Annotated in this window: 22 protein-coding genes and 1 tRNA gene; 9 read left to right on the forward strand and 14 right to left on the reverse strand. The window is 60.6% G+C overall.

The window, feature by feature from the left end:
- Position 1 precedes the first annotated feature (1 nt).
- From J5274_RS11855 to J5274_RS11870, 4 genes are read right to left on the reverse strand one after another with little or no spacing between them, the layout of a single operon-like run.
- Positions 2-565: a GNAT family N-acetyltransferase gene (locus J5274_RS11855; RefSeq protein ID WP_219274599.1), complete on the reverse strand. Its 564-nt coding sequence runs from the start codon at positions 563-565 to the stop codon at positions 2-4.
- Between the two features lie 2 nt (positions 566-567).
- Positions 568-1,422, reverse strand: a complete 855-nt coding sequence (sseA, locus tag J5274_RS11860; RefSeq protein WP_142822461.1) for a 3-mercaptopyruvate sulfurtransferase — start codon at positions 1,420-1,422, stop codon at positions 568-570.
- A gap of 17 nt (positions 1,423-1,439) precedes the next feature.
- The gene (locus J5274_RS11865; RefSeq protein ID WP_142823576.1) at positions 1,440-2,177 is read right to left on the reverse strand and encodes an alanyl-tRNA editing protein; all 738 of its coding nucleotides are present in this window, start codon (positions 2,175-2,177) and stop codon (positions 1,440-1,442) included.
- A gap of 6 nt (positions 2,178-2,183) precedes the next feature.
- Entirely contained in the window at positions 2,184-3,224 is a 1,041-nt protein-coding gene (locus J5274_RS11870) for a cysteine synthase A (protein ID WP_142822463.1), read from the reverse strand.
- Between the two features lie 212 nt (positions 3,225-3,436).
- Here J5274_RS11870 and J5274_RS11875 point away from each other — a divergent pair, with 212 nt between their 5' ends.
- Entirely contained in the window at positions 3,437-4,087 is a 651-nt protein-coding gene (locus J5274_RS11875; RefSeq protein ID WP_142822465.1) for a ChrR family anti-sigma-E factor, read from the forward strand.
- Positions 4,088-4,187: 100 nt separating this feature from the next.
- Positions 4,188-5,018 (forward strand): SDR family NAD(P)-dependent oxidoreductase, encoded by an 831-nt coding sequence (locus J5274_RS11880; protein ID WP_142822467.1) that lies wholly within the window; start codon positions 4,188-4,190, stop codon positions 5,016-5,018.
- Here J5274_RS11880 and J5274_RS11885 read toward each other — a convergent pair.
- From J5274_RS11885 to J5274_RS11905, 5 genes are all read right to left on the reverse strand, one after another.
- Positions 4,954-6,390 (reverse strand): MFS transporter, encoded by a 1,437-nt coding sequence (locus tag J5274_RS11885; RefSeq protein WP_224128474.1) that lies wholly within the window; start codon positions 6,388-6,390, stop codon positions 4,954-4,956. The genes J5274_RS11880 and J5274_RS11885 overlap by 65 nt on opposite strands.
- Positions 6,377-7,636: a cyclopropane-fatty-acyl-phospholipid synthase family protein gene (locus tag J5274_RS11890; RefSeq protein WP_142822468.1), complete on the reverse strand. Its 1,260-nt coding sequence runs from the start codon at positions 7,634-7,636 to the stop codon at positions 6,377-6,379. Before J5274_RS11890 ends, J5274_RS11885 begins: the two co-directional genes overlap by 14 nt.
- 95 nt (positions 7,637-7,731) lie before the next feature.
- Positions 7,732-8,583, reverse strand: a complete 852-nt coding sequence (locus J5274_RS11895; protein WP_142822470.1) for a DUF1365 domain-containing protein — start codon at positions 8,581-8,583, stop codon at positions 7,732-7,734.
- Positions 8,580-9,935, reverse strand: coding sequence for an NAD(P)/FAD-dependent oxidoreductase (locus J5274_RS11900; protein ID WP_142822472.1), 1,356 nt, complete (start codon positions 9,933-9,935; stop codon positions 8,580-8,582). The genes J5274_RS11895 and J5274_RS11900 overlap by 4 nt, the downstream gene beginning before the upstream one ends.
- Complete coding sequence (locus J5274_RS11905) at positions 9,932-11,389, reverse strand: deoxyribodipyrimidine photo-lyase (protein ID WP_142822474.1); 1,458 nt, start codon at positions 11,387-11,389, stop codon at positions 9,932-9,934. Before J5274_RS11905 ends, J5274_RS11900 begins: the two co-directional genes overlap by 4 nt.
- 220 nt (positions 11,390-11,609) lie before the next feature.
- Here J5274_RS11905 and J5274_RS11910 point away from each other — a divergent pair, with 220 nt between their 5' ends.
- A complete protein-coding gene (locus J5274_RS11910) occupies positions 11,610-12,725 on the forward strand; it encodes a sn-glycerol-3-phosphate import ATP-binding protein UgpC (protein ID WP_142822476.1) in 1,116 nt (371 codons plus the stop codon).
- A gap of 144 nt (positions 12,726-12,869) precedes the next feature.
- On the opposite strand, the gene J5274_RS11915 is transcribed toward J5274_RS11910, so the two are convergent.
- From J5274_RS11915 to J5274_RS11925, 3 genes are all read right to left on the reverse strand, one after another.
- Entirely contained in the window at positions 12,870-13,784 is a 915-nt protein-coding gene (locus J5274_RS11915; protein ID WP_142822477.1) for an ABC transporter permease subunit, read from the reverse strand.
- A gap of 7 nt (positions 13,785-13,791) precedes the next feature.
- Positions 13,792-14,676 (reverse strand): carbohydrate ABC transporter permease, encoded by an 885-nt coding sequence (locus J5274_RS11920; protein WP_142822479.1) that lies wholly within the window; start codon positions 14,674-14,676, stop codon positions 13,792-13,794.
- Between the two features lie 96 nt (positions 14,677-14,772).
- A complete protein-coding gene (locus J5274_RS11925; protein WP_142823578.1) occupies positions 14,773-16,131 on the reverse strand; it encodes an extracellular solute-binding protein in 1,359 nt (452 codons plus the stop codon).
- Positions 16,132-16,479: 348 nt separating this feature from the next.
- Here J5274_RS11925 and J5274_RS11930 point away from each other — a divergent pair, with 348 nt between their 5' ends.
- The 6 genes from J5274_RS11930 to J5274_RS11955 all read left to right on the forward strand — a co-directional run bounded on the left by J5274_RS11930 (position 16,480) and on the right by J5274_RS11955 (position 20,364).
- Positions 16,480-16,674, forward strand: coding sequence for a hypothetical protein (locus J5274_RS11930; RefSeq protein ID WP_142822481.1), 195 nt, complete (start codon positions 16,480-16,482; stop codon positions 16,672-16,674).
- Between the two features lie 137 nt (positions 16,675-16,811).
- Positions 16,812-17,087 (forward strand): hypothetical protein, encoded by a 276-nt coding sequence (locus tag J5274_RS11935; RefSeq protein WP_142822488.1) that lies wholly within the window; start codon positions 16,812-16,814, stop codon positions 17,085-17,087.
- Between the two features lie 134 nt (positions 17,088-17,221).
- A complete protein-coding gene (locus J5274_RS11940) occupies positions 17,222-17,908 on the forward strand; it encodes a thermonuclease family protein (protein ID WP_142822490.1) in 687 nt (228 codons plus the stop codon).
- A gap of 186 nt (positions 17,909-18,094) precedes the next feature.
- The gene (locus J5274_RS11945; RefSeq protein ID WP_219274600.1) at positions 18,095-19,750 is read left to right on the forward strand and encodes a phosphoethanolamine transferase; all 1,656 of its coding nucleotides are present in this window, start codon (positions 18,095-18,097) and stop codon (positions 19,748-19,750) included.
- Positions 19,751-19,930: 180 nt separating this feature from the next.
- A complete protein-coding gene (locus J5274_RS11950; protein WP_142822494.1) occupies positions 19,931-20,236 on the forward strand; it encodes an ETC complex I subunit in 306 nt (101 codons plus the stop codon).
- A gap of 51 nt (positions 20,237-20,287) precedes the next feature.
- Positions 20,288-20,364, forward strand: a tRNA-Arg gene (locus J5274_RS11955).
- 22 nt (positions 20,365-20,386) lie between these two features.
- On the opposite strand, the gene J5274_RS11960 is transcribed toward J5274_RS11955, so the two are convergent.
- Both J5274_RS11960 and J5274_RS11965 read right to left on the reverse strand, forming a co-directional pair.
- A complete protein-coding gene (locus J5274_RS11960; protein WP_161991060.1) occupies positions 20,387-20,836 on the reverse strand; it encodes a PAS domain-containing protein in 450 nt (149 codons plus the stop codon).
- 278 nt (positions 20,837-21,114) lie between these two features.
- Positions 21,115-22,002, reverse strand: coding sequence for a cation diffusion facilitator family transporter (locus tag J5274_RS11965; RefSeq protein ID WP_142823579.1), 888 nt, complete (start codon positions 22,000-22,002; stop codon positions 21,115-21,117).
- Positions 22,003-22,038: the final 36 nt, after the last annotated feature.

Raw genomic sequence — 22,038 nt, forward strand, 5'->3', positions numbered from 1 at the left:
CTCAGCCGCGCTTGATGATCTCGAGCAACTCGTCGTCAGTCAGCGGCGTGACGGTGCCCTGCGCCGTCGAAACCGGTGAGAAACCGAACATCTGGTAAAGCTGCAGTGCGCGCGGATGGTCGAGATTATTGGTGGTTACCACGATCTTCTGCGGGTTCGAAAGCCACAGGGCATAGAGAGCCTGCAGCAGGAACCACTTGCCGATGCCAAGCCCCAGCGCGTGCTCTATCAGCCCGAAGTGACTAAGCTCGATCGTGTCCTCGTCGACGCGAAAATGTTCGAAGAAGCCGGCGGGCGCGCCGTTGACGTAGAGCACGCTGACGTCGTTGCGCTCGTCATGGAGAACGTTCGTCAGTTCCTCGTCGCTCATTCTCATCCGGTCCACCCACTGCCATCGGGCGCCGACCTGGCGGTAGAGATAGCGGTAGAACGGCAGCGGGATCTTCGGCGCCCGCATCACTGCGGCCTGGATGTTGATCGGGATCGCCAGGCTGGTCTTCGGCGGCGCAGTCATCTCCAATCGGGTGATCTGGACCGGTATCGATGCGATGGATGTTTCAGTCATGTTCAAGCCTTGCCGGTGGCGATGGGGGTGTCCTGCCGGCTTCCCCATTCCGTCCAGGAGCCGTCATAGAGCCGGTTGTCGCTGTGATCGAGTGATTCCAGCGCCAGCGTAATGATTGCCGCAGTGATACCCGAACCGCAACTGGTGACGACCGGCTTGGAAAGATCGATGCCGGCGGCCTCTATGGTCTGCTTCAGTTCGGACAGCGTCTTCAGCTTGCCACCGGTCGAAAAGGAGCCGGAAGGCAGGCTGCGGGCACCCGGCATGTGGCCGGAGCGCATACCGGCGCGGGGCTCGGGTTCCTCGGCTGCGAACCGGCCGGCGCTGCGCGCATCGGCAATCTGCATGGCGCCGCTGGAGACGATATCGCGCATGTCCTCGAAGCCGACCACGCGCTTGTCGTCGAATACAGGGGTGAAGGTCGCTGGCTGCGGATCCGGCGTCGTCGTTTCCAGCGGACGGCCCTCGGCCTTCCAGCCATCGAGGCCGCCATCCAGAACTACGACGTTGCTAGCGCCCATGATGCGAAACAACCACCAGACGCGCGGTGCCGAAAAGATACCGGGACCGTCATAGACGACGATCCGGTCGGTTACCGATATCCCGAGCTTGCCGACCTGTTCGGCGAAATAGTCCGGGGAGGGCACCATGTGCGGCAGGTCTGTGGAGTGATCGGCGATCTTGTCATGATCGAAACGGACGGCGCCCGGAATATGGCCGGCGGCGTATTCGGCCTCCGCGTCCCGCTTCTGCGCCGGAAGATAGAACGCGGCGTCGACCACCTTCAGGTCCGGAGCGCCAAGCTGCTGTTGCAGCCAGTCGGCCGATACGACAAAACGGCTTTGGTCGACACTCATGCTGATCTCCATGCTGTTCAGGCTTCTTGCCCGGGCGTTCCGAAGCGGATGCGAAAGCGCCGGTTTTCCTTGCCCTTTTTTTCGATCTTGGCGATGAAGATCGCGCCGACCTCCTGCGTCTCCGACACATGTGTGCCGCCACAGGGCTGGCTGTCAACGGACGAACTCTCGCCGATGCAGACGAGGCTGACCCGGCCAAGTCCTATCGGAGGCCGAACGTTCTTGGACTTGACGATGCCCGGATTGGCCGCAAGCTCTTCGTCGGTAATCCATTGCAGGGTGATCGGGTGATTTTCGTTGACGAGCGTCATAAGCTTCGCCGTCACATCGTCCTTGTCGATCGCCTCGCTCATGTCGAAGTCGACGCGGCTCTCGTCTTCGCCGACGGCAGCGCCTGTGATCGGGTAGGGGCAGACGACTGACAGGAGATGGCAGGCGGTGTGCATCCGCATCAGCCGGTAGCGGCGCGGCCAGTCGATGTGCAGAACCACTGTCTCGCCGACGGAAGGCACGGCCTCGCCTTCGAGCGGTGTGTGCAGGATAATGTCCTTGGTCGCGCCATGGCGGGCCTGGCCAAGCATGATCCTTGAGCCGTCGCTGCGTTCCAGAAATCCGGTATCGCCGGGCTGACCGCCCGATGTTGCATAAAAGCAGGTCCGGTCGACCTCGATGCTGCCGTCCTCGTGCACTGCAGTCACCGTCGCCTCGACGGTCGACAGATAGAAATCGTCACGGAAGAGCGCCTCGACTGTCATCGGCAATCACGCGACCCGTTCATAGGGAACGGAAATCTGCGGGGACGCCGTCAGCCAATCCGGCACAGGCAGGCCCTTTGATTTCAGGAAGTCCGGGTTGAAGAGCTTGGACTGGTAGCGGTTGCCATAGTCGCAGAGGATGGTGACGATGGTGTGCCCGGGGCCGAGATCCTTCGCCATCCGCATCGCGCCGGCTATGTTGATGGCTGAGGAGCCGCCGAGGCATAGCCCCTCATGTGCTGCAAGGTCGAAGACAATCGGCAATGCGTCCGCATCAGAGATCCGGTAGGCAAAATCAGGCTTGAAGCCCTCGAGATTGGCTGTGATGCGCCCCTGGCCGATACCTTCGGTGATCGACGATCCCTCGGATTTCAGCGTGCCATGCGCATAGAACTCATAGAGCGATGCACCTTCGGGATCGGCGAGGCCGATCTTGATGCCCTTGTTGAAGCCATGCAGACCTATCGCCGTCCCGGCCAGCGTGCCGCCGGAACCGACCGCGCAGATGAAGCCGTCGACCTTGCCGTGCGTATCATCCCAGATTTCGCGCGCCGTCGTCTCGATATGCGCCTGGCGGTTGGAGAGGTTGTCGAACTGGTTCGCCCAGATGGCGCCGTTCGGCTCGGTCTTTGCCAGTTGTTCTGCGAGCCGGCCGGAGACTTTGACGTAATTGTTGGGGTTTTTGTAAGGGGCAGCCGGAACTTCGACCAGTTCCGCGCCGAGCAGCCTCAGCGCGTCCTTCTTCTCCTGGCTCTGCGTTTCCGGGATGACGATGACGGTGCGATAGCCCAGCGCCTTGGCGACAAGAGTGAGGCCGATGCCGGTGTTGCCGGCCGTGCCCTCGACGATGACGCCTCCCGGCCGCAGCAGTCCCTTCTTCTCGGCATCGCGGATGATGTAGAGCGCCGCACGATCCTTGACGGACTGGCCAGGGTTCAGGAATTCCGCCTTGCCATAGATCGTCGAGCCGGTCGCCTCTGAGGCGCCCTTCAGCTTGATAAGAGGTGTGTGGCCGATCGCTTCGAGGACGGAGGGGTAAACGCTCATGGGATCTGCCTTCTGTTTGATCCTATTGTAAGAACGGTCTTTTCTCTCCACAAGGCGGCATTGGCAAGAAATACCGTTCTCATAGGGCGGCCGGTGCGATAAAATTCATTGGCCCCAAGCAATAAGTCTGCCTTGGTGATCTGTTGATTGACTTTTGGCGTAAGCGTCAGCAGAAAAGTTCGAGCGGGTGAACGGTCTTGGTCGGAACGAATATGGTGGGCAATCAGATCGATACTTTCGACGCGCTTATGGCGCATTATGTTGCCGGCTCGCTTCCGGAACCTGCCCGCATTCTTGTTGCTGCCCATCTCGAGATGCAGCCCATCAATCGTTTAATCGTCCATGATCTGGAAGCACTTGCAGGCGAGGCTCTGGAACAGATGCCCGCCGCAAATCCCGGTGACAGGAACGCCCGGCTTGCTGCAATTTTCGCGTCGCCGGCCTCGTCGGAACCGGCGCCACGACCGGTCGAAAGATCAGGTGACGGCGGGTTGCCACAGACGCTGCGCGATTTCATCGGTTACGATCTTGCGGATATCCCGTGGCGCAGCAAGTTGCCGGGCTTCAAGAAATACGGCCTTGGCGAAATCGATGGCTGCAAGGTGAACCTGATGTGGATCCGAGCCGGCAGGAAGCTGCCGACCCACACCCATGAGGGCGCCGAGTTGACGCTGGTGCTGGAGGGTGCATTCTCGGATGCGCGCGGCCGCTACGGGCCGGGCGAGATATCGATCGCCGACGACAGCATCGTACACCGGCCGGTCGCCGAAAACGACCGGCCCTGCATTGCCTTTTCGGTGCTCGAGGCGCCGATAAAATTCAAGGGGCCGCTGACGCGTCTCGTTGGCGACCTGCTCGGCTGAAAGCAGCCACAATAGCGTGCTATCGGCAGCGACAAACTGCTGGACAGGAACTTTCTGACATCGCCTGGTGTTGAACCGGACCCGCCGAGGAGCAAACGAGATGCGTGACTATGTCGCCCGACCCGATCATGGGATCGTCTGGATTTCCGGAGCCAGCTCGGGCATTGGACGGGCGCTCGCGCTCAAGCTGGCGGGTGAGGGGTACCGGGTCGCCGTGACCGCCCGCAACCATGACAAGCTGCTCGAACTCCAGTTGGAGGCGGCAGGACTTGCCGGCAGCATCATCGTTCTCGATGGCGACGTTACCAGTGCCGAGGACATGGAACACACCGTCGCCGCCATAGAGTACCAGCACGGCACTCTGGCCATGGCGATCTTCAATGCCGGCGTCTATCTGCCCGTCGACGGTGCGCATCTGAAACACGAGGACTTCGAGCGGAGCTTCTCCGTCAACTTGTCCGGCGTGGTCAATTGTTTGATCCCCGCAGTCCGTCACATGAAGACGAAGGGGCAGGGCCAGATTGCTATCGTCTCGTCTGTGACCGGCTACGGAGGGCTGCCGACAAGTGCTGCCTATGGAGCCACCAAAGCGGCGCTCATCAACATGGCCGAAAGCCTGAAATTCGATCTCGATAAACTCGGCATCCGAATCCAGGTCATCAATCCGGGCTTCGTCGATACCGAAGCCACAAAGAACAACCAATTCCCTATGCCGTCGCTGGTGACCGCCCAGGTCGCTGCCGATGAGATTGCCGCAGGCCTGAAGTCGCTCTCCTTCGAGATCAGCTTTCCGAAGAGTTTTACACTACGGTTGAAGCTGCTGAAATTCCTGCCCTACAATCTCTATTTCAAGGTCATCAACCGGTTTACCGGATGGCCCGAGCGCGCGGTGGAGTCTCCGCGCGATCCCTCTCCGCATCCAGCCGAGTAGCGGCTGGCCTGCTGCCGTCGATGCGGGAGCGCAACAGCTTGTGCGCTGCCTCGTCGAGCGGAAAATTCCACATAAGCGCCACGGCGGCGAGCTTCAGCGCGATGGGTATCCACGCATAGGCGATGGCCAGCGTCCAGAGAGCCTCCGGCCGGTTGCCGGCGCCGGCCGCAGCATCGAAGCCGAAGACAGATAGCAGCGGAAAAATCAGCCCAACACCCGCAGCCAGTGACAGCTTGGTGGCCAGACCCCAGGCCGCAAAATAGAGGCCGCCGCGCTGCGAGCCGGATTGGGCGGTGTCCACATCGATGACATCGGCCTGAATTGCCGGGGGCAGAGACAAATCGAACCCCAGCATAAGGCCCGTGACGATGCAGATCGCGCCAAAACCATAGAGCGAACCGGAAGGCAGCAGCGGTGCCGCGACGAAGGCGGCACAGGCAACGATCATCGCAATGCACCAGGCGCGGTGCTTGCCGAAGCGTCTGGCAGCCAGCGTCGCCAGCGGAACACCGGCGATGCCGAACAGGAAATACACGAACAGCAGCGGCCCGCGCGATTGCGGCAACCCAAGCCGGTCCGATACGAAATAGAGAAAGAGTGTCGCGGGGATGCCGTTTGCAAAGCCGTTGATGAAATACGCGATCAGCAGGCGGACGAACGGCATGTTTGCCGCAAGAAATCCGAGGCTCTGTCGGAGGGCTATCCCGGCGACGCTATGCTCGCGCGGTTCCGGCACGAAGATCACGGCTATCAGGCCCGAGACCGGCAGACTGATCGCGACCACGATCCCGAGCACGGCGAGCCCGGAAATTGGAGCTCCGCGCTCCATGCCGATGGCGAACGGCACGACGATGGCAATCAGCACCCCGATCAATGAGATGCCCTCGCGAAGGCTGGTCAGCGATGTGCGCCCGCTGTAGTCGTCGATAAGCTCCGCCCCCCATGCCGAATAGGGCACCATCGCCATCGTATAGCCGAGCGACAGCACTACGCCCCAGACGCCAAGCCACAGAAGCGTCACACCCGGTGGCGGCGAATAGAGCATCAGCGCGGCAAGCGAGGCGATGGGTACCGAAAGCGAAAAAAGCAGGCGACGTCGGCCGAAGCGAGGTCGGAAGCGATCCGCGACCATGCCGACCAGCGGATCGGATACGGCATCGAATATTCTCACCAGCAGCAGCACGAAGCCGACGCCGGCAAGGGGGAGGCCTATGGTTTCGGTGTAGTAGGTCGGCACCACCGCATAGAGCGGCAGGCCGAGCGCTGCGAGCGGCGCTGCCGGCAGCGCGTAAGCCAGAAGCCGCCACCAGCCGATCTGTCGTTGACCGCTCGACTGCGGTGAACGCAGTCCGTCCGCGTCACGCCCTGGCAAAAACCACCTGGCGCACGTCGATATTGCGCGAGAGGAAGCCCGCCTCGCAGTAAAACAGGTAAAAGTCCCAGAGCCGCTTGAAACGGTCATCGAACCCAAGCGGCTTCACCCGCTCCCAGGCGGCCCAGAAACGGTCGCGCCATTCAGCCAGCGTCCGGGCGTAGTCGAGCCCGAAACCGAAATCCTTGACCATCGACAGGTCGACCTTCCGGCTCAGCGCCAGGAGATGTTCCGGCGTCGGGAGCATGCCGCCGGGAAAGACGTATTTCTGGATGAAGTCCGGGTTGGCCTTGTACTTCGCGAAGGCCTCTGGCTTGATGGTGATGATCTGCAGGCCAGCCTGGCCACCCGGCTTCAGGCAGTCCTTCAACTTGGAAAAATAGGTCGACCAGTATTTCTCCCCAACCGCCTCGAACATTTCGATGGAGATAATCTTGTCGTAGACACCGGTTTCGTCGCGATAGTCCTGGAAGCGGAAATCGACGCGATCGCTGAGGCCAGCCTTGCGGATACGCTCTTCGGCGAAGACCAGCTGTTCGCGGCTGATGGTCAGGCCAGTAACGCGGCACCCCATTTCCCGCGCGGCGAATTCGGCAAACCCGCCCCAGCCGCAGCCGATCTCCAGCACATGGTCGCCCGGCTTGATGCCGGTGGCCTCTGCCAAGGCCCGGTATTTCGCATTCTGGGCCGACTGCAGGTCGTTGGCGCCGGTCGAATAGAGCGCGGAGGAATAGGTCATGCTCGGGTCGAGCCACGCTTTGTAGAAGTCGTTGCCGAGATCGTAATGCGCCGAAATATTGCGCTTGGATCCGGCCTTGCTGTTGCCGCGCATCCAGTGGCGGATCTTCTCGACGACCTGCATGATGCCGCCGGTGCCGTTGGCATACTGGTCGGCTGCTTCGCCGTTGATCAGGAAAAGCTGCAGGAAGGACACGATGTCGGGGCTGTCCCAATCGCCGTCCATATAAGTCTCCGCGACGCCAATCGTGCCCGTAAGCAGCGCCCGGTAGGCGAGCTTCCAGTTTCGCAGCGTCACGGCCGCCTTGGGACCCTCCATCTTGCCGACGACGACTACCTTGCGGCCGTCCGGCATCTGGATGGCGAGCGAACCGGTCTGCATCTGCAGCAGCCCGCGAAGGGCAAGTCGCGCCTTAAACGGCAATCCCTTGGAGACGCGCGCGATGTTGTCGTGCGTCAGAATCTCGGCGCCCTCGGCGAATTTCGTCCAGTCCTGCCTGTCAGTCATCGATGCTCCGGTAGCAATTGGCTTGGCTCCTGCACCTATATGATGTGCGACCGGGACTTGCCAGTCCTTGGCATCTATTGTCGGGGAATCCCAAGTCATTCTGCGGCCTCCAGGGTTATGCGCTGCGGCTTGATGCTGACGGGAGGCGGAGCCTTTGGCTTGGGGATGTATTTAGCCCCCTTGAGCCATAGCTTCAGTGCCTCCCAGTGAATGCCGGCGACGATCTTCAGGGTCAGGAATGGGATGCGGACTGTCAGCGCGAGAAGCGTCGCGGTTGCCATTGTCTGCCGACGTCCAGTGAATGTGGCCGCCAGCAACGGACCCTCCGCATCGGTTTCGAGGATACGCCAGCGAATTTCATCGCCCGGCGGGAGCATGCGGAAATGATAGCGCATCTGCATCGGGATGAAGGGCGAAACGTGAAAAATCTTGTCGCAGCTCTGGCGCAGTCCACTTTCGGTCATCTCGCCGTCGCTGACCGGGCACACATAGGTGTGCCGCTCGCCGAACGTGTTTCGGACCTCGTAGATGGCAGCCATCAAGCGCTCGTTGGCGTCGTAGGCGTAATAGACGGAAATCGGATTGAAGACGTAGCCGAGGATGCGCGGGTAGCAGACCAGCACGATGCGGGCGGCCCGTTCTGGAAGACCGGCGTCTGCCAGCAGTCCGTCGGCATAGGCGCGTAGCGTGGCACTGTCGCCGCAATGGTCCTTCTCATGGAAAGCCACCAGGTTTCTCTTGTTCACTGAAAACAGGGCCGACAGTCTGTCCGCCTCGACCAGACGATCGAGATCGACGAACAGCGAGAACACCCGGTACTGGAAGCGGTGTCCGAACGGCTTCATGCGCTGGTGCATCACCTCGCCGGTATAGAGCGCAGCGGGCACAAGAGGCACCGGACCGTTGCGCTCGAGGTTGACACCGCCCTTTTCCAGAGGCTTCCTCATACCAGGACTTCAAGTTCTTGCTTGGCACGGACGGCAGCCTGCCTCGGGGCGCGCCACGGGATGACGCCGCCGAGCGCCTCGGCTGCCGCGAGACCGGAGGTCAGGCCGTCTTCATGGAAGCCGTATCCAGTCCAAGCGCCGGCGAAATGGCTGTGGTTCCGCCCCTGTATGCTGGCAAGCCGCAATTGTGCATCCATACTGCCGCCGTTGAATTGCGGGTGGTCGTAGGAATACTCGGCAAACACCTTAGACGGATCGGGTTCGCGATCAGGGTTGAGGGTGACGAACAGGGGATGGTCGTCACGAATGCCTTGCAGCCGGTTCATCCAGTAGCTGACAGCGCAGCCTTTCTCGCCTTCGCCTGCGCTGGAGCGGAGATAGTTCCAGGACGCCCAGACCTTGCGGCGCTTCGGCATCAGGGAGAGGTCGCGGTGGAGCACGACACGGTTAGGGCCGTAGGGGATAGCGCCGAGCAGGCGTCGTTCTTCGGGCGTTGCGTCCTTCAGCATCGCCAGGGTCTGGTTGCTGTGGGCGGCAAAAATCACCTTGTCGTAGATCGCTTCGCGACCATGCTCGTCGGTGATCAACACGTGATCGTCGCGACGCTGGACGGCGCGGATACCGCATGACAGCTTCAGTCGGTCGCCGAGCGGTGACAGAAGCTTTTCCAGATAGTTGCGGCTTCCCCCGGTAACCGTGCGCCACTGGTGCTGCTTGAGGTAGATCAGGCGGTGATTGTCGAAGAAATTGACGAAATGCTCGGCGGGGAAGTCGAGCATCTGCGCTGCCGGTGTCGACCAGATGGCGGCCGCCATGGGGATCAGGTAGTTGTTGGTGAAGCCCGGCGAAAAACCCCGCCAGTCGAGGTAGTCGCCGATCGAGCGTTCGGCGAGATGGCCCGCGGCGCGGTCCGTAAGGCAGGTCTTGTTGAAGCGCATGATCTCGCGCACCATCCAGAGAAAGGATGGGCGTAGCAGGTTGCGTTTCTGGGCGAACAGCGTCCCCAGATTATCGCCACTCCATTCCATCCTGCCGCGGTCGAGCGATAGTGCAAAGCTCATGTTGCTGGCATGGGTTTTGACACCCAGTTCGGAAAATAGCGCCGTCAGGTTCGGATAGTTCTGCTCGTTGTAGACGATGAACCCGGTGTCGACGGAAATCGGCGTGCCGTCATAGTCGATATCGACAGTTGCCGTGTGCCCGCCCGCCCGGTCCGCCTTTTCGTAGAGCGTGACATCGTGCACCGGGTGAAGCGCCCAGGCGGCGGAGGTGCCGGAAACGCCGGAGCCGATTACCGCGATTTTCATGCGGTGGGCGCCGTTGTGTCCAGGGTCTGCAAACAGGGCGTTCATGCGGCGTCCTTTACTGCACTATAGGCTTTCAGCGCCCGGTCACGGGCCTTTGCGTGGTCGACGATCGGGTTGGGGTAGGTCTTGCCGAGGGCGATGCCCGCCTTGCCGAGCACCGATGCCGGTGCCTCGAACGGCCGGTGAATGTACTTGTTGCCGAGTTCGGCCAGTTCCGGAACGAACTCGCGGACATACGTCCCCTCGGGATCGAATTTCTCGCCCTGCAGGATGGGATTGAAGATGCGGAAAAACGGCGAGGCGTCGGCCCCGGAGCCCGCGACCCACTGCCAGGAGGCAGCATTGCTGGCGGGATCGGCATCGACGAGCGTATCGCGAAACCACTCCTCGCCCTTACGCCAATCGATCAGCAGATCCTTGATCAGGAACGAGGCGACGATCATGCGGACGCGATTGTGCATCCACCCATGCTTCCACAACTGCCGCATGCCGGCATCGACGATGGGGTAACCTGTGCGCCCTTGCGTCCAGTCCTCGAACAGATCCGTTTCCGTCCTCCATTCGAAGGCGTCGAAACGCTTGTTCCAGTTGGCGGAGGGAAGGGCCGGGAAGTGAAACAGCAGATGATAGGAAAAGTCCCGCCAGGCCAGTTCCTTGCGGAAATGGATGACGTCGTCCTGCGGCGTGCTCTTCGGGAGGTTGCGCGTCGCATACCAGATGCGGGCCGGCGATATCTCGCCGAGTGCCAGATGCGGAGAAAGCATCGAGGTCGCGGGCTTGGCCGGGAAATCACGATCCGCCTTGTAACCGGTCAGCGCCTCGTCGACGAAGTCGTCGAGCCGTTCGCGAGCCGATGCCTCGCCCGGCACCCAGACGTCGGAGAACGACAGCGCCCAGTTCGGCTTTGTCGGCAGCAGTTTCCAGTCCGACAATGGCTCGCTGTCCGGCCACGCTTCAGGGGCTGTGATTTCCTTCGGTGCATCCAGCGGCTCCGGCGGCTCGCCGCGGCTTTCGAGCGCCCGCCAGAACGGCGTGTACACGCGGTAGGGTGTGCCTCCGCCGGTCATCAGCTTCGAAGGCTCATGCAGCAGCTGGCCGGCGAAGCTGGTAGCCTCTATGCCGCGCTCGGCGAGTTGCCGCTTGATCTCGGTGTCGACGGCGATACCGGCCGGGTCGTAGCGGCGGTTCCAGACGACGCCGGTCGCGCCCGAGGTTTCGATAAGCCTGGAGAGCGCGGAAAGTGCCTCGCCGCTTGCAAATATCAGGTCGCTGCCAAGGTTGCGGAGAGACGCCTGAAGCGCGGTCAGCGAGTGGTGGAGCCACCAGCGCTGTGCGGCGCCGAGCGGTCCCGTGCCGTCTTTATCGGGTTCGCGTATATAGAGGGGAATGATCGGCCGGCCTTTTTCGCAGGCGGCATGCAGCGCGAGGTTGTCGTCGAGCCGGAGGTCCTTTCGGAACCAAAGGATGGTGCATCCGCTCGCCTTCGTCACTGCTGTCATCCCCCTTTTTCCTTCTGATTGAAGTCTGTTACGCATCTACGTTGTTGTCGGATCAAAGGTTTCAAGGCTTGCGGCGAAAACCCGCGCAGCCTTGTCCCCGGCGCCGGATGCCGCCGTGAAAGCAAGCGAAATGCAGTGTCGCATCAGATTCTCCGAGGGCTGTCACCGTTCTGTTATGCAACGTGGTTAGCTCTCCGGCCATATCGGCAAGGAGTGTAGCATGGCAGAAATCCGCATCGAACAGGTCCGCAAGGCCTATGGCAGCAACAAGGTTGTTCACGGCGTGGATCTGAATTTTCGTTCCGGTGAGTTTGTCGTCATCCTCGGGCCGTCCGGTTGCGGCAAGTCCACCCTGCTCAGGATGATCGCAGGCCTCGAGGATATCACCAGCGGCGAGATCGTCATCGACGACGTGGTTGTCAATCAGCTGGAGCCCCGCGAGCGCGGCTGCGCCATGGTGTTCCAGAACTATGCGCTCTATCCGCACATGAACGTCGCGGCCAACATGGGCTACGCGCTCAAGGTTTCCGGCGTGCCAAAAGAGGAACGCGACCGCCGCATCAAGGAAACGGCGCGCATCGTCGGCCTCGAGGATTTTCTCGACCGCAAGCCGGGCGAGCTATCCGGCGGCCAGCGTCAGCGCGTCGCGATGGGCCGCGCCATCATCCGCGAGCCGAAAGTCTTCCTGTTCGACGAACCGCTGTCCAACCTCGATGCCAAGCTGCGCGTCCAGATGCGCGTCGAGATCCGCCGCCTGCACAAGCGCCTGTCAGCCACCTCCGTGTTCGTCACCCACGACCAGGTCGAGGCGATGACGCTCGCCGACAAGCTGGTGGTGATGTACAAAGGCAAAGTCGAGCAGGTCGGCACGCCCCTGGAAGTCTACAACAAGCCGCGCACCCGTTTCGTCGGCTCGTTCATCGGTTCTCCCGCGATGAACTTTCTCGAGGGCTCGTTCGCCGCAGACGGCACGCACTTCATCTTCGACGGCATTCCGATCCCGGTCGATCCGGCCATCGGCAGGGCCAATGCCGGGCGCGCTGCAGCCCTCGGCATTCGTCCTGAGCACGCCTACATGGTGCCGGTGGGGACGCCAGGCAGCATCCCGGCGACTGTCGATTTCGTCGAGGAGCTCGGCGCCGGTCGCGTCATCCACTCCGACATCAACGGCTCGAACTTCGCGCTCAGCATTTCCGACCATATCACCAGCGAAACCGGCCAGGAGATCGCCCTGCACCTGCCTGCCGAGCACATCCACCTGTTCTCCAACGAAACCGACCTGCGCCTCGACCTGCCGGAAACGGCACCGGTGCGGAAGCTGGAACTGGTCTCCTGATCTGACGTGAATTTATCAAGATGGTCTATCTAATGCCGTTGGAGCCCTACTCCAGCGGCATTTTCATGAGCAGTCGCGGGCGGGAACGAAAATGGCGGGCACGAGGCCCGCCATCATATTGGTCTGGGTCGAAGGGAAGTAGGCTTACTTCTCCGTGGAGATCAGCCCGCGCACGAACCAGCGCTGCATCAGGACAACGACAATCATCGGCGGCAGCATCATGATCAGCGTTCCGGCCATGGCGATATTCCATTCCGGTATGCCGCCGAAGTTCGGAACCAGCTTCTGCAGCGCGGTGCCGACGACGTAGCGGTGGGGATCGGTCGTCACCAGCAGCGGCCAGAGATATTGGTTCCACGCCCAAAGGAACATGATCGTTCCGAGCGCCGCCATGTTGGTGCGCGACAACGGCATCAGGATATCGATGAAGAATCGCACCGGACCGGCACCGTCCATGCGGGCGGCTTCCGTCAACTCGTCCGGTATCGTCAGGAAGAACTGGCGGTACAGGAAGGTGCCGGTGGCGGTCGCGACAAGCGGCAGGATCAGGCCCGGATAGGAGTTAAGCAGGCCGAAGTTCATCTTGAGCTCGACGCCGGTGAGGGTCTGGATGAGCCAGGTCACGCCGGTGACGTCCAATATGGTCTGGTACGGCGAGAGCACGTCGGCGGCGACGGCGTAGGTCGGGACGATACGGACTTCGAGTGGCAGCATGAGCGTTATGAAGATCATCCAGAACATCACATTGCGGCCTGGAAAGCGGAAGTAGACGATCGAGAAGGCTGTCAGCGCCGAGACGAGAACCTTGGCGGCGGCAACGCCAACGGCGACGATCATGCTGTTCAGCAAAACCGAGCCAAGGTTGGCGTTGACCCAGGCAGTCTTGATGTTGACCCAGAAATCGCTGCCGGGAATCAACGGCATCGGTGTCTGGTTGACATCGGTCAGGTTGTGGGTCGACGCGATGACGACCATGGCAAAGGGCGCTGCGGCGACCAAAAATCCTAGAAACAGGATCAGGTGCGTGAAGAAGTCCAATAGGGGGGTACGTTCGACCATGATTGCCTCAGCGGTAGTGCACGCGCCGCTCGATGAAGCGGAACTGGAAAATGGTAAGCAAGACGATCAGGGCCATCAATATGATGCTCTGGGCAGCCGCGCCGGAAAAATCGAGGCCTTTGAAGCCATCGGAATAGATCTTGTAGACCATCAGGTTCGTGGAGTTTGCTGGGCCTCCCGATGTCATGATGTCGATGATGCCGAACGAGTCCTGGAAGCTCTCGGTGATGTTGATGACGAGCAGGAAAAAGATCGTCGGTGTGATCAGCGGAAACTGAATGTCCTTGAAGCGCCGCATGACACCTGAACCATCCATGGCGGCGGCTTCAATGAGGGACCGGGGGATGCTCTGGAAGGCGGCGAGGAAAAAGATGAAATTGTAGCCGATGTATTTCCATGAAAACGCGGCGATGATGGATGCCATCGCATCGAAACCATCGAGGCCCGGATCCCAAAGCCCCGGCCACCAATGGTTCACCACGGAAATGATGCCGGCTTCAGGTGCCAGGATGAAGCGGAAGGCAAGGGCAAGCGCGGGCGCGGCAATTCCGTACGGCCAGATGAGCACGACCCTGTAGAACTTCGAGCCTCTCAACTGCCTGTCTGTCAGAGCCGCGAGCACGAGACCCACCGTCATCGACAAGCCGGTACTGATTGCCGCAAACACGAGACTGCGGCTGACCGAGTTCCAGTATTCGGCATTGGTGAGGATCGATCTGAAATTGTCGAGTCCGACGAAGATATTGCCGCCGCCCCAGGGCTGCTGCAGCGTCAGCGACCAGAAGACCGCCTGACCCGCCGGCCAATAGAAGAAGGTGAAGATGAGAAGGAGTTGCGGTACCGCGAACAGTATACCGATGGTCGACTTGTTGAATGTTGTTCGCTTTTCCATGATTTTTTCCGGCAGGCATCGGGCTCGAAGAACTGTGCTTCATGATAAAAAAGCGCCGTCCAAGGTTGGACGGCGCCGGTTTGCGAGCATTCGGTATCAGGGCAGGGTCTTGCCCTTGTAGGTCTGTTCGAAGCGTTCGAGGTTGGCGTCGCCGTTCTTGACGAGGTTGTCGATGCCTTCCTTGACGCTGACCTTGTTGGAGAAGATCGCCTGCATCTGGGTGCCGAATTCAGCGCGGATCTGCGTGAAGTTGCCGAGACGGATACCGCGGGTGATCGGCGTAGGCTCGGAGGCCGTCAGGCTCGCGATGGCGACTTCGCGGCCCTTGTAGGGTGCCTTGTCGTAGAAGCCGGTGGACTTCATGTAATCGAACCCCGACTTGGTAACGGGGATGTAGCCGGTGTTGGTCGACCAGAAGAGCGCGGTCTTCGGATCGTGGATGAAGTTGAGGAAGGCAGCCGCGGCCTTGTACTCATCCTTGGACTTGCCCTGCAGAACCCAGAGCGAAGCGCCGCCGACGAGCGAATTCTTGCGCTCGGTGCCGGCATAGACCGGAAGTTCGGCAACGTCCCAGGCCATGCCGGCCTTCTGGGTCTTGCCGACCGTGCCGTGATCGCCGACCGACGTCATGATCATCTGGCAATCGCCGGATGCGAAGGCCTGGACCATGTCCTGGCCAAGATCCTTGTTCTTGATCTTGATGAGACCCTGATCATACCAGCTCTTGAGGTCGGTCACGTACTTGACGAACAGGGTCTTGTTGACCGTCAGGCGGGCGTCGAGGCCGTCATAGCCGTTGTTCTTGGTTGCGATCGGCTGGTTGTGGATGGCAGAGAACTGCTCCATCAACTGCCAGCTCTCGTTGTTGGAGATGTTGATCGCCATCGGGCATTGGTAACCGGCGGTCTTCAGCGCCTTCATGTCGTCGGCTGCTTCTTCCCACGTCTTCGGTGCTTCCGTCTTGCCGATCTTGGCAAAGGAGTCCTTGTTCCAGTAGAGCAAAGCGGTCGAGGAGTTGAACGGGAAGGAGAGCAGCTCGCCCTTGGAGGTCGCATAGTAGCGGGCGATGCCCGGGAAATAGTCGTTCCAGTCGATCTTGTAGCCGTTTTCTTCCATCAGCTTGCCGGCAGGATAATACGCGCCCGACAGCATCATCGATGCCGTGCCGGCGTCATAGACCTGCACGACGGCCGGCTGCTTGCCGGCGCGGAACGCGGCAATGGTGTTCTGCAGCGTGGCGTCGTAGTTGCCCTGGCTGACGCAGGCGACTTCGTAGTCCTTCTGCGACTCGTTGAAGTTCTTGCACATCTGCTGGACGACGCGTTCTAGGTCGCCCGACAGGCCGAACCAGAAGTCGAACTTGACCGGCGCAGCGGCAGCCGGCAGAGCGAGCGACAGGCTGATCGCCGCAGCGCCAGCAGCCGTCAGGCAGCGCTTCACGCCCGGCAGACCCATATAATGATTGAGTTTGAACATAATCCCTATTTCCTTTTGATCGACAAGGCTGCAGGCCCCACGCAGCCCTTGGCAGCGGTTTTATAGACACGCTGTGTGACAGTTTATTGCGGGCAGATGTTGCGGCGCGAAATGGTTCTGGACAGGCTGTGACGCACCGTCGGAGAGACGATCGAAGGCGACCGGCAAGCACCGAAAATGACAAGGCATGATCGACTGCGCGGGCTCCGCTGCCAGCCACTGACCCTCAGCGCTCTGTCATGCACATTTTCGTGATCCCTGGAATAAGAAGGAACCCTTTGTAACTCTTTGCCGTTATGGCGTTGTGAATTCCAAATGAGGTCCAAAATGCGCAATTTTATTCTTGCTTCCGCAGTTGCACTGGCTGCAACCCTTTCGTCGGGCGTAGCTGCTCGTGCTGACGACATGTCCATGCGTCACAATATGCACGGCATGCACCAGAAGCATTGCATGATGAAGACGGTAAAGCACCGCGACCGCCACGGTCATATGGTCGTCAAGAAGATGCGCGTTTGCCGCTAAACGGCCGGCCAGTCGTTTTGATGGAAACCCGGTTGATGATAAGTCAGCCGGGTTTTTTTACGGGATGGGACGTGGTCCGTGACAGGATGTGCGATCCGCATTAGGATAGCCCACTAGCATTTTTAGGGAAAACCGACATGATAAATGTCCGCCAGATCGCCACCGCCGCAGTCTTCGGCGCTTCTATCTTACTCATGACCGTCGCTCCGGCGGCCTCGATGCCGATTTCTGGTGTGACTTCGGTGCAGACCGGCACCCCAGACGTCATTCAGGTCAGGAACCGCAGTCATCATCATGATCACCACCGGCGCGACCACCGCTTCCACGGCTGTGACGATTACTATGACAATAACGACCAGAGCGGCGTCCTCTTCAAATCGTTCGTAACCGGCACTTTGTTTCACGCCCGCTAGTCAAAAACCTGTCGCCCCGAGATATCCCAAAGTGTGCGAGATCTTCGATCTCGGTCAGCCTGTTTCCACCCCGGCGCCAACCTTTCGGAAAGGGTTGGCTGGGATAATGCCGCTCGCTAGTGAAGGAGCGGATAATGGCACAAAGGCGCAGCACGCGAAAACCAGCCCGCAGGACGGCCAAAAAGAAAAGCGGCGGCGGCGGAAGCATTCTGCCATGGTTGGCCGTTGCGACAGTGCTGGCGATTGTCGGATACGATCACTGGCAGTCCATCAAGCCTGAATTGACGACCCTGGCAAAGGGCACCGTTGCTGCACCCGTGGTAGCCGCCCTCCCGTCACCGGCTGCCAGGCCGCAGGCTCCGGCCGTCCGTGCCGTGGACAACAGCCCGGTTCCGCCAGCGCCCATTCCCGTCGCCATGCCCGTTCCGACACCGAGCCCGCAGCCGGCCTCCGCCTTGACTGCGACATCCGTCTCCGAAAGCTTCGGTCTTTGCGGCCAGGGCACGCATATCAACTGCGTCTTCGACGGCAGCACGTTCTGGGTCCGCGGCACGAGGATCCGCATTGCCGATATCGACACACCGACGCTCGGCCCCTCGCGTTGCGTCGAGGAAGAGCGGCGCGCCAATGCCGCCAAGCTGCGCCTTCTCTCCTTGCTCAACGCCGGCCCGTTTACGCTCCAGCCGGCATCGTCGACCACAGAGCCTGCGGGCACAACGCAGCGTCGCGTCCTGCGCGCCGGCCAGTCCTTCGGGGATACCCTGGTGCGCGAGGGCCTCGCCCACCGTCGCATGGACCGCCCTGTTTCCTGGTGCGCCTGACCTTCAGCTGGTAAGCAAACTTTATCCAGAGAGATAAGGCACGCTCTATTTCTGTGCACGTCCCGCCTGTTCAGGTAGCTGTCAGGAAACTCACCTAAGTGCCGCCGCTTTTGTGGGGTCTAGGGCAGTACCGATTCCGGGCGGCTTGCAGAAGTCGTCCCTGTCTTTCCATCTGGAGAAGATTTATTGACCGATCATGCCGGCGGGGGCGGGCGCCATTCATTCCGTCCACGAGTAGGCAGCGTCACGCTTTGCCTGTTGACGAGCCTCTACATCGTCCTTTTCACCAACTACACATTCTGGACGCGGGCTCACACCTACCTCTCGAGCGATCCTATCGCCTTCGTGGCTTTCGTCGTCGGCGTCTGCGCGCTGATATCGGCCGTGATGATCATTCCCTCGGCAAAGTACCTGATCAAGCCGGCGCTGGTCTTCTTCGTCCTGGTAGCCTCGGTATCGTCCTGGTTCACCCACCAGTTCGGAACGATCATTGATCGCGAGATGATCCGCAATGCGGCGGTGACGACCACAGCCGAGGCGGGGCACCTGATCACGGTAGGCTTTGCCACCCATGTGATCCTGACCGGCATCCTGCCGTCGCTTTTCATCATCTGGGTGCGGGTCCTTCATCGGCCGTTTCTCAGCAAGCTCGGCTATAATCTCGCAGTCATTGCCCCATGCCTTGCCATATTCGTGGTAGCCGGCCTTAGCTTTTCGCGCACCTACGCTGCCGTCGGCCGCAAGAACCCGGATCTCGTCCTGACGCTCAACCCCTTCGTGCCGATCGTCAGCGCCGTCAAATATCTCGTCGGCACGGAACGAGACCGTAACATCGTTGCCGCCCCCATCGGCACGGACGCGCACCGGACTGCGCCGGGCCAGAAGCCACGGGTCACGATCATCGTCGCCGGCGAGACGGCGAGGGCGCAGAATTTCTCGCTCGGAGGCTACGGACGCGATACCAATCCGGAATTGAAGAAGCAGGATATCGTCTATTTCCCCAACACGACGAGTTGCGGCACCGCGACGGCGACCTCGATCCCGTGCATGTTTTCCATCTACGCCCGCGCCGAGTACAGCCACCGCAAGGGACTGGAGACCCAGAACCTGCTGGATGTGCTTTCCTATGCCAAGGTCAACGTCACCTGGCTGGACAACGACACCGGCGCTTATGGCGTCGCCGACCGCGTGCCCTACACCTTCCTGCCGAAGGCGGCCGATCCGCGCTTCTGCAAGGACGGCGAATGCCTCGATGCCATCCTCCTCGACAAGCTCGACGACTACCTCGCCAACGCCAAGCAGGACAGCGTTCTGGTGCTCCACCAGCTGGGAAGCCACGGCCCTGCCTACTACCTACGCTATCCCGAGAATTTTCGGCGCTTCACCCCGGATTGCCGCGCTGCCGAGTTCGGAAGCTGCAAGCCCGAAGAGATTGTCAACGCCTACGACAATTCCATCCTCTATACCGACCACATCGTCTCGGAGGTCATCAACAGGCTGAAGGCTCATCAAGGCAACGTGGCGGGCGCGATGATCTACGTCTCCGACCATGGCGAATCGCTCGGCGAAAACGGCCTCTATCTCCACGGCGCACCCTATGTCATTGCCCCGGCGGAGCAGACGCGTGTGCCGTTTCTCGTCTGGCTGGCAGGCGACCTGCAGGCGTCTGCCGGCTTCGACATGGCCTGCCTTTTGGCCAGGGCAGGGGCGTCCTACTCCCACGACAACTTCTTTCACAGCGTGCTCGGCCTGATGGACATCGGCACCAAGGTCTATGACCCCGCCCTCGACATCTTCGCCAGCTGCCGGAAAAAGGTGGCTGGGGCGCCAAGTCCGGGATAGCGGCGGCGGCGCTGCGAAAGGCCAGCGCGGGCGTGTCGCAGCCTTCGCCTTTTTGCTTGAAAACAGAGGGATTCGCGGTTAAGCAAAGCCCAATGCCTAGCCGCGGACAGTGTTTGCGATATCATCTGCGGAACATAGACAGCAACGGCGGGAAATCCGCTCTTTCGGAGGCGAGCAGCGATGTCTGCAAAGATCTACCGTCCGGCGAAGACCGCCATGCAATCCGGCAAGGCCAAGACCCACAGCTGGGTTCTGGAGTTTGACCAGGAAAGCCCGCGAAAGATCGATCCGATCATGGGCTACACCTCGTCCGACGACATGCGCCAGCAACTGAAGCTTTCATTCGAAAGCCAGGAGCTGGCCGAGGCCTACGCAACCCGCAACGGCATCGAGTATCGGGTAATCCCGCCGAAGGAAACCGTCCGCCAGACTGTTTCCTACACCGACAACTTTCGCTTCAATCGCAACCAGCCCTGGACGCACTGATTCATCAGGCTCCGTTCGCCACGCTGCCATCTCAATGCAGCAAAAACATCCGGCCCCTTAGCTCAGCTGGATAGAGCACCTGCCTTCTAAGCAGGTGGTCGCTGGTTCGAATCCAGCAGGGGTCACCACTTTTTTCAGAATATCAGAATCCTAATGCCGCGTGACAGCCGCCGTAATCGGAGCCGCCTCTGGCAACGTCAGGCTGGCGACGGCGAGTTCCAGCAGTTGGCTGACGGGGTGGTTGTTGGCGCTTTCAGCGGCGTTCCGGGCGGTCTGGCACAGCCGCAAAAGTGCTGTGGAAGGACACTCGGGTGTCGCATTGCTCACTGGGAATATCATGCCGGCGTATTGGGATGGGGTGCCCGCGGGATCGCGGAAGCATTGGCCGTATGCAATCACCCGCGTCGTTTTCCCGTCGCCGTCGATGACCCTATAGGTTTGCTGATAGGGACTGCCGCTGATGATTTCCTCGTGGATCGCTCTCGCGACGGCACCTCGATCCTCCGCATGCACCTTTTCGATGAACCGCTCTATCGGCAGGCCACGTCTGACGCGATCGGCTGGCAGGTCGAATAGCTGAGCGACGCTGGCGCTGGCCATGATTGTATTCGTCGCGAGGTTCCAGGAGTAAGTTCCCGCTTCGCGGGTAGTCGGTCCCCTGGATGGTTCGAAATACAGTCTGCTCATCATGCCCCCGATATTGCAGCTCCAAGAATCAATATCCCAGATACAATTTATGGGCGAAGTTTCGCCATATACAAGACGTTCGAATATTCTAATTTAAATAATGTCAAATTTAGCATTTTGTAGGAGGGCATTCGAACGTCGTGGGCCACCGTGGTCCGCCTTCGAACACTGGAATGCTAGGGCGCCAGGCCTCAGATAACGATCACGCCCTTGTGCTTCGCCTTGTCTTCCGGCTCGACATGGATGGTCGTGATAGCGCCCGACACGGCTTGCTTCAGGGCGGCCTCGATCCTGTCGCAAATCGTATGGGCGTCGCCGACGGTCATTGCGGTCGGGACGACGAGGTGGAAGTCGATGAATGTGACGCGGCCGGCATGCCGTGTCCGCAGAGCGTGCGCCTCGAGAGCGTCGCTGGCATTGGCGGAAATCACCCCGCGGATCAGCGCAAGTTCTTCGGGCGGGGCGGCTTCGTCAAGCAGGCCGCTGGCGCTTTCGCGGATGACGCCCCATCCGCTCCACAGCACATGCAGCGCCACCAGCGCGGCAATGATCGCATCCAGCTGGATGATGCCGGTGAAGATTACCAGCGCCACGCCGATGAGCACGCCGAGCGAGGTGACGACATCCGCCATCAGATGCTTGCCATCGGCGACCAAGGAGGCCGACCGGTGGAGCTTTCCCTGGTTTATGAGGACGTAGCTCCAGCCGATGTTGAGGATCGTGGCGGCGGTGCTGACGATCATGCCGGTCCAGGGTGCATCGATCGGCTTCGGGGCGATGAAGCCATGATAGGCTTCGTTGAGAATGGCAATTGCGGCGCCGACGATCATTGTGCCGACCACTACGGCAGAGAGATATTCAGCCTTGTGGTGACCGTAGGGATGCTGCTCGTCCGGCGGCACCGCGGCTGCCTTGATAGCGAAAATGACGGCCATAGCGGTGACGACGTTGATGATGCTCTCCAGCGCGTCGGAGAACAGCGCGACGCTGCCGGTGATCCAGAACGCAGCATATTTAATGGCCAGCACGACGATGCTGACAACGAAACTGCCGAGTGCGATTTTCAGTGACCGGTCCATCAATTCCTACTCCGCCGGCAGCGCAATCCGGTCGTT

Source organism: Rhizobium sp. L51/94, from assembly GCF_019355555.1.
Lineage (GTDB): Bacteria > Pseudomonadota > Alphaproteobacteria > Rhizobiales > Rhizobiaceae > Rhizobium > Rhizobium rhododendri.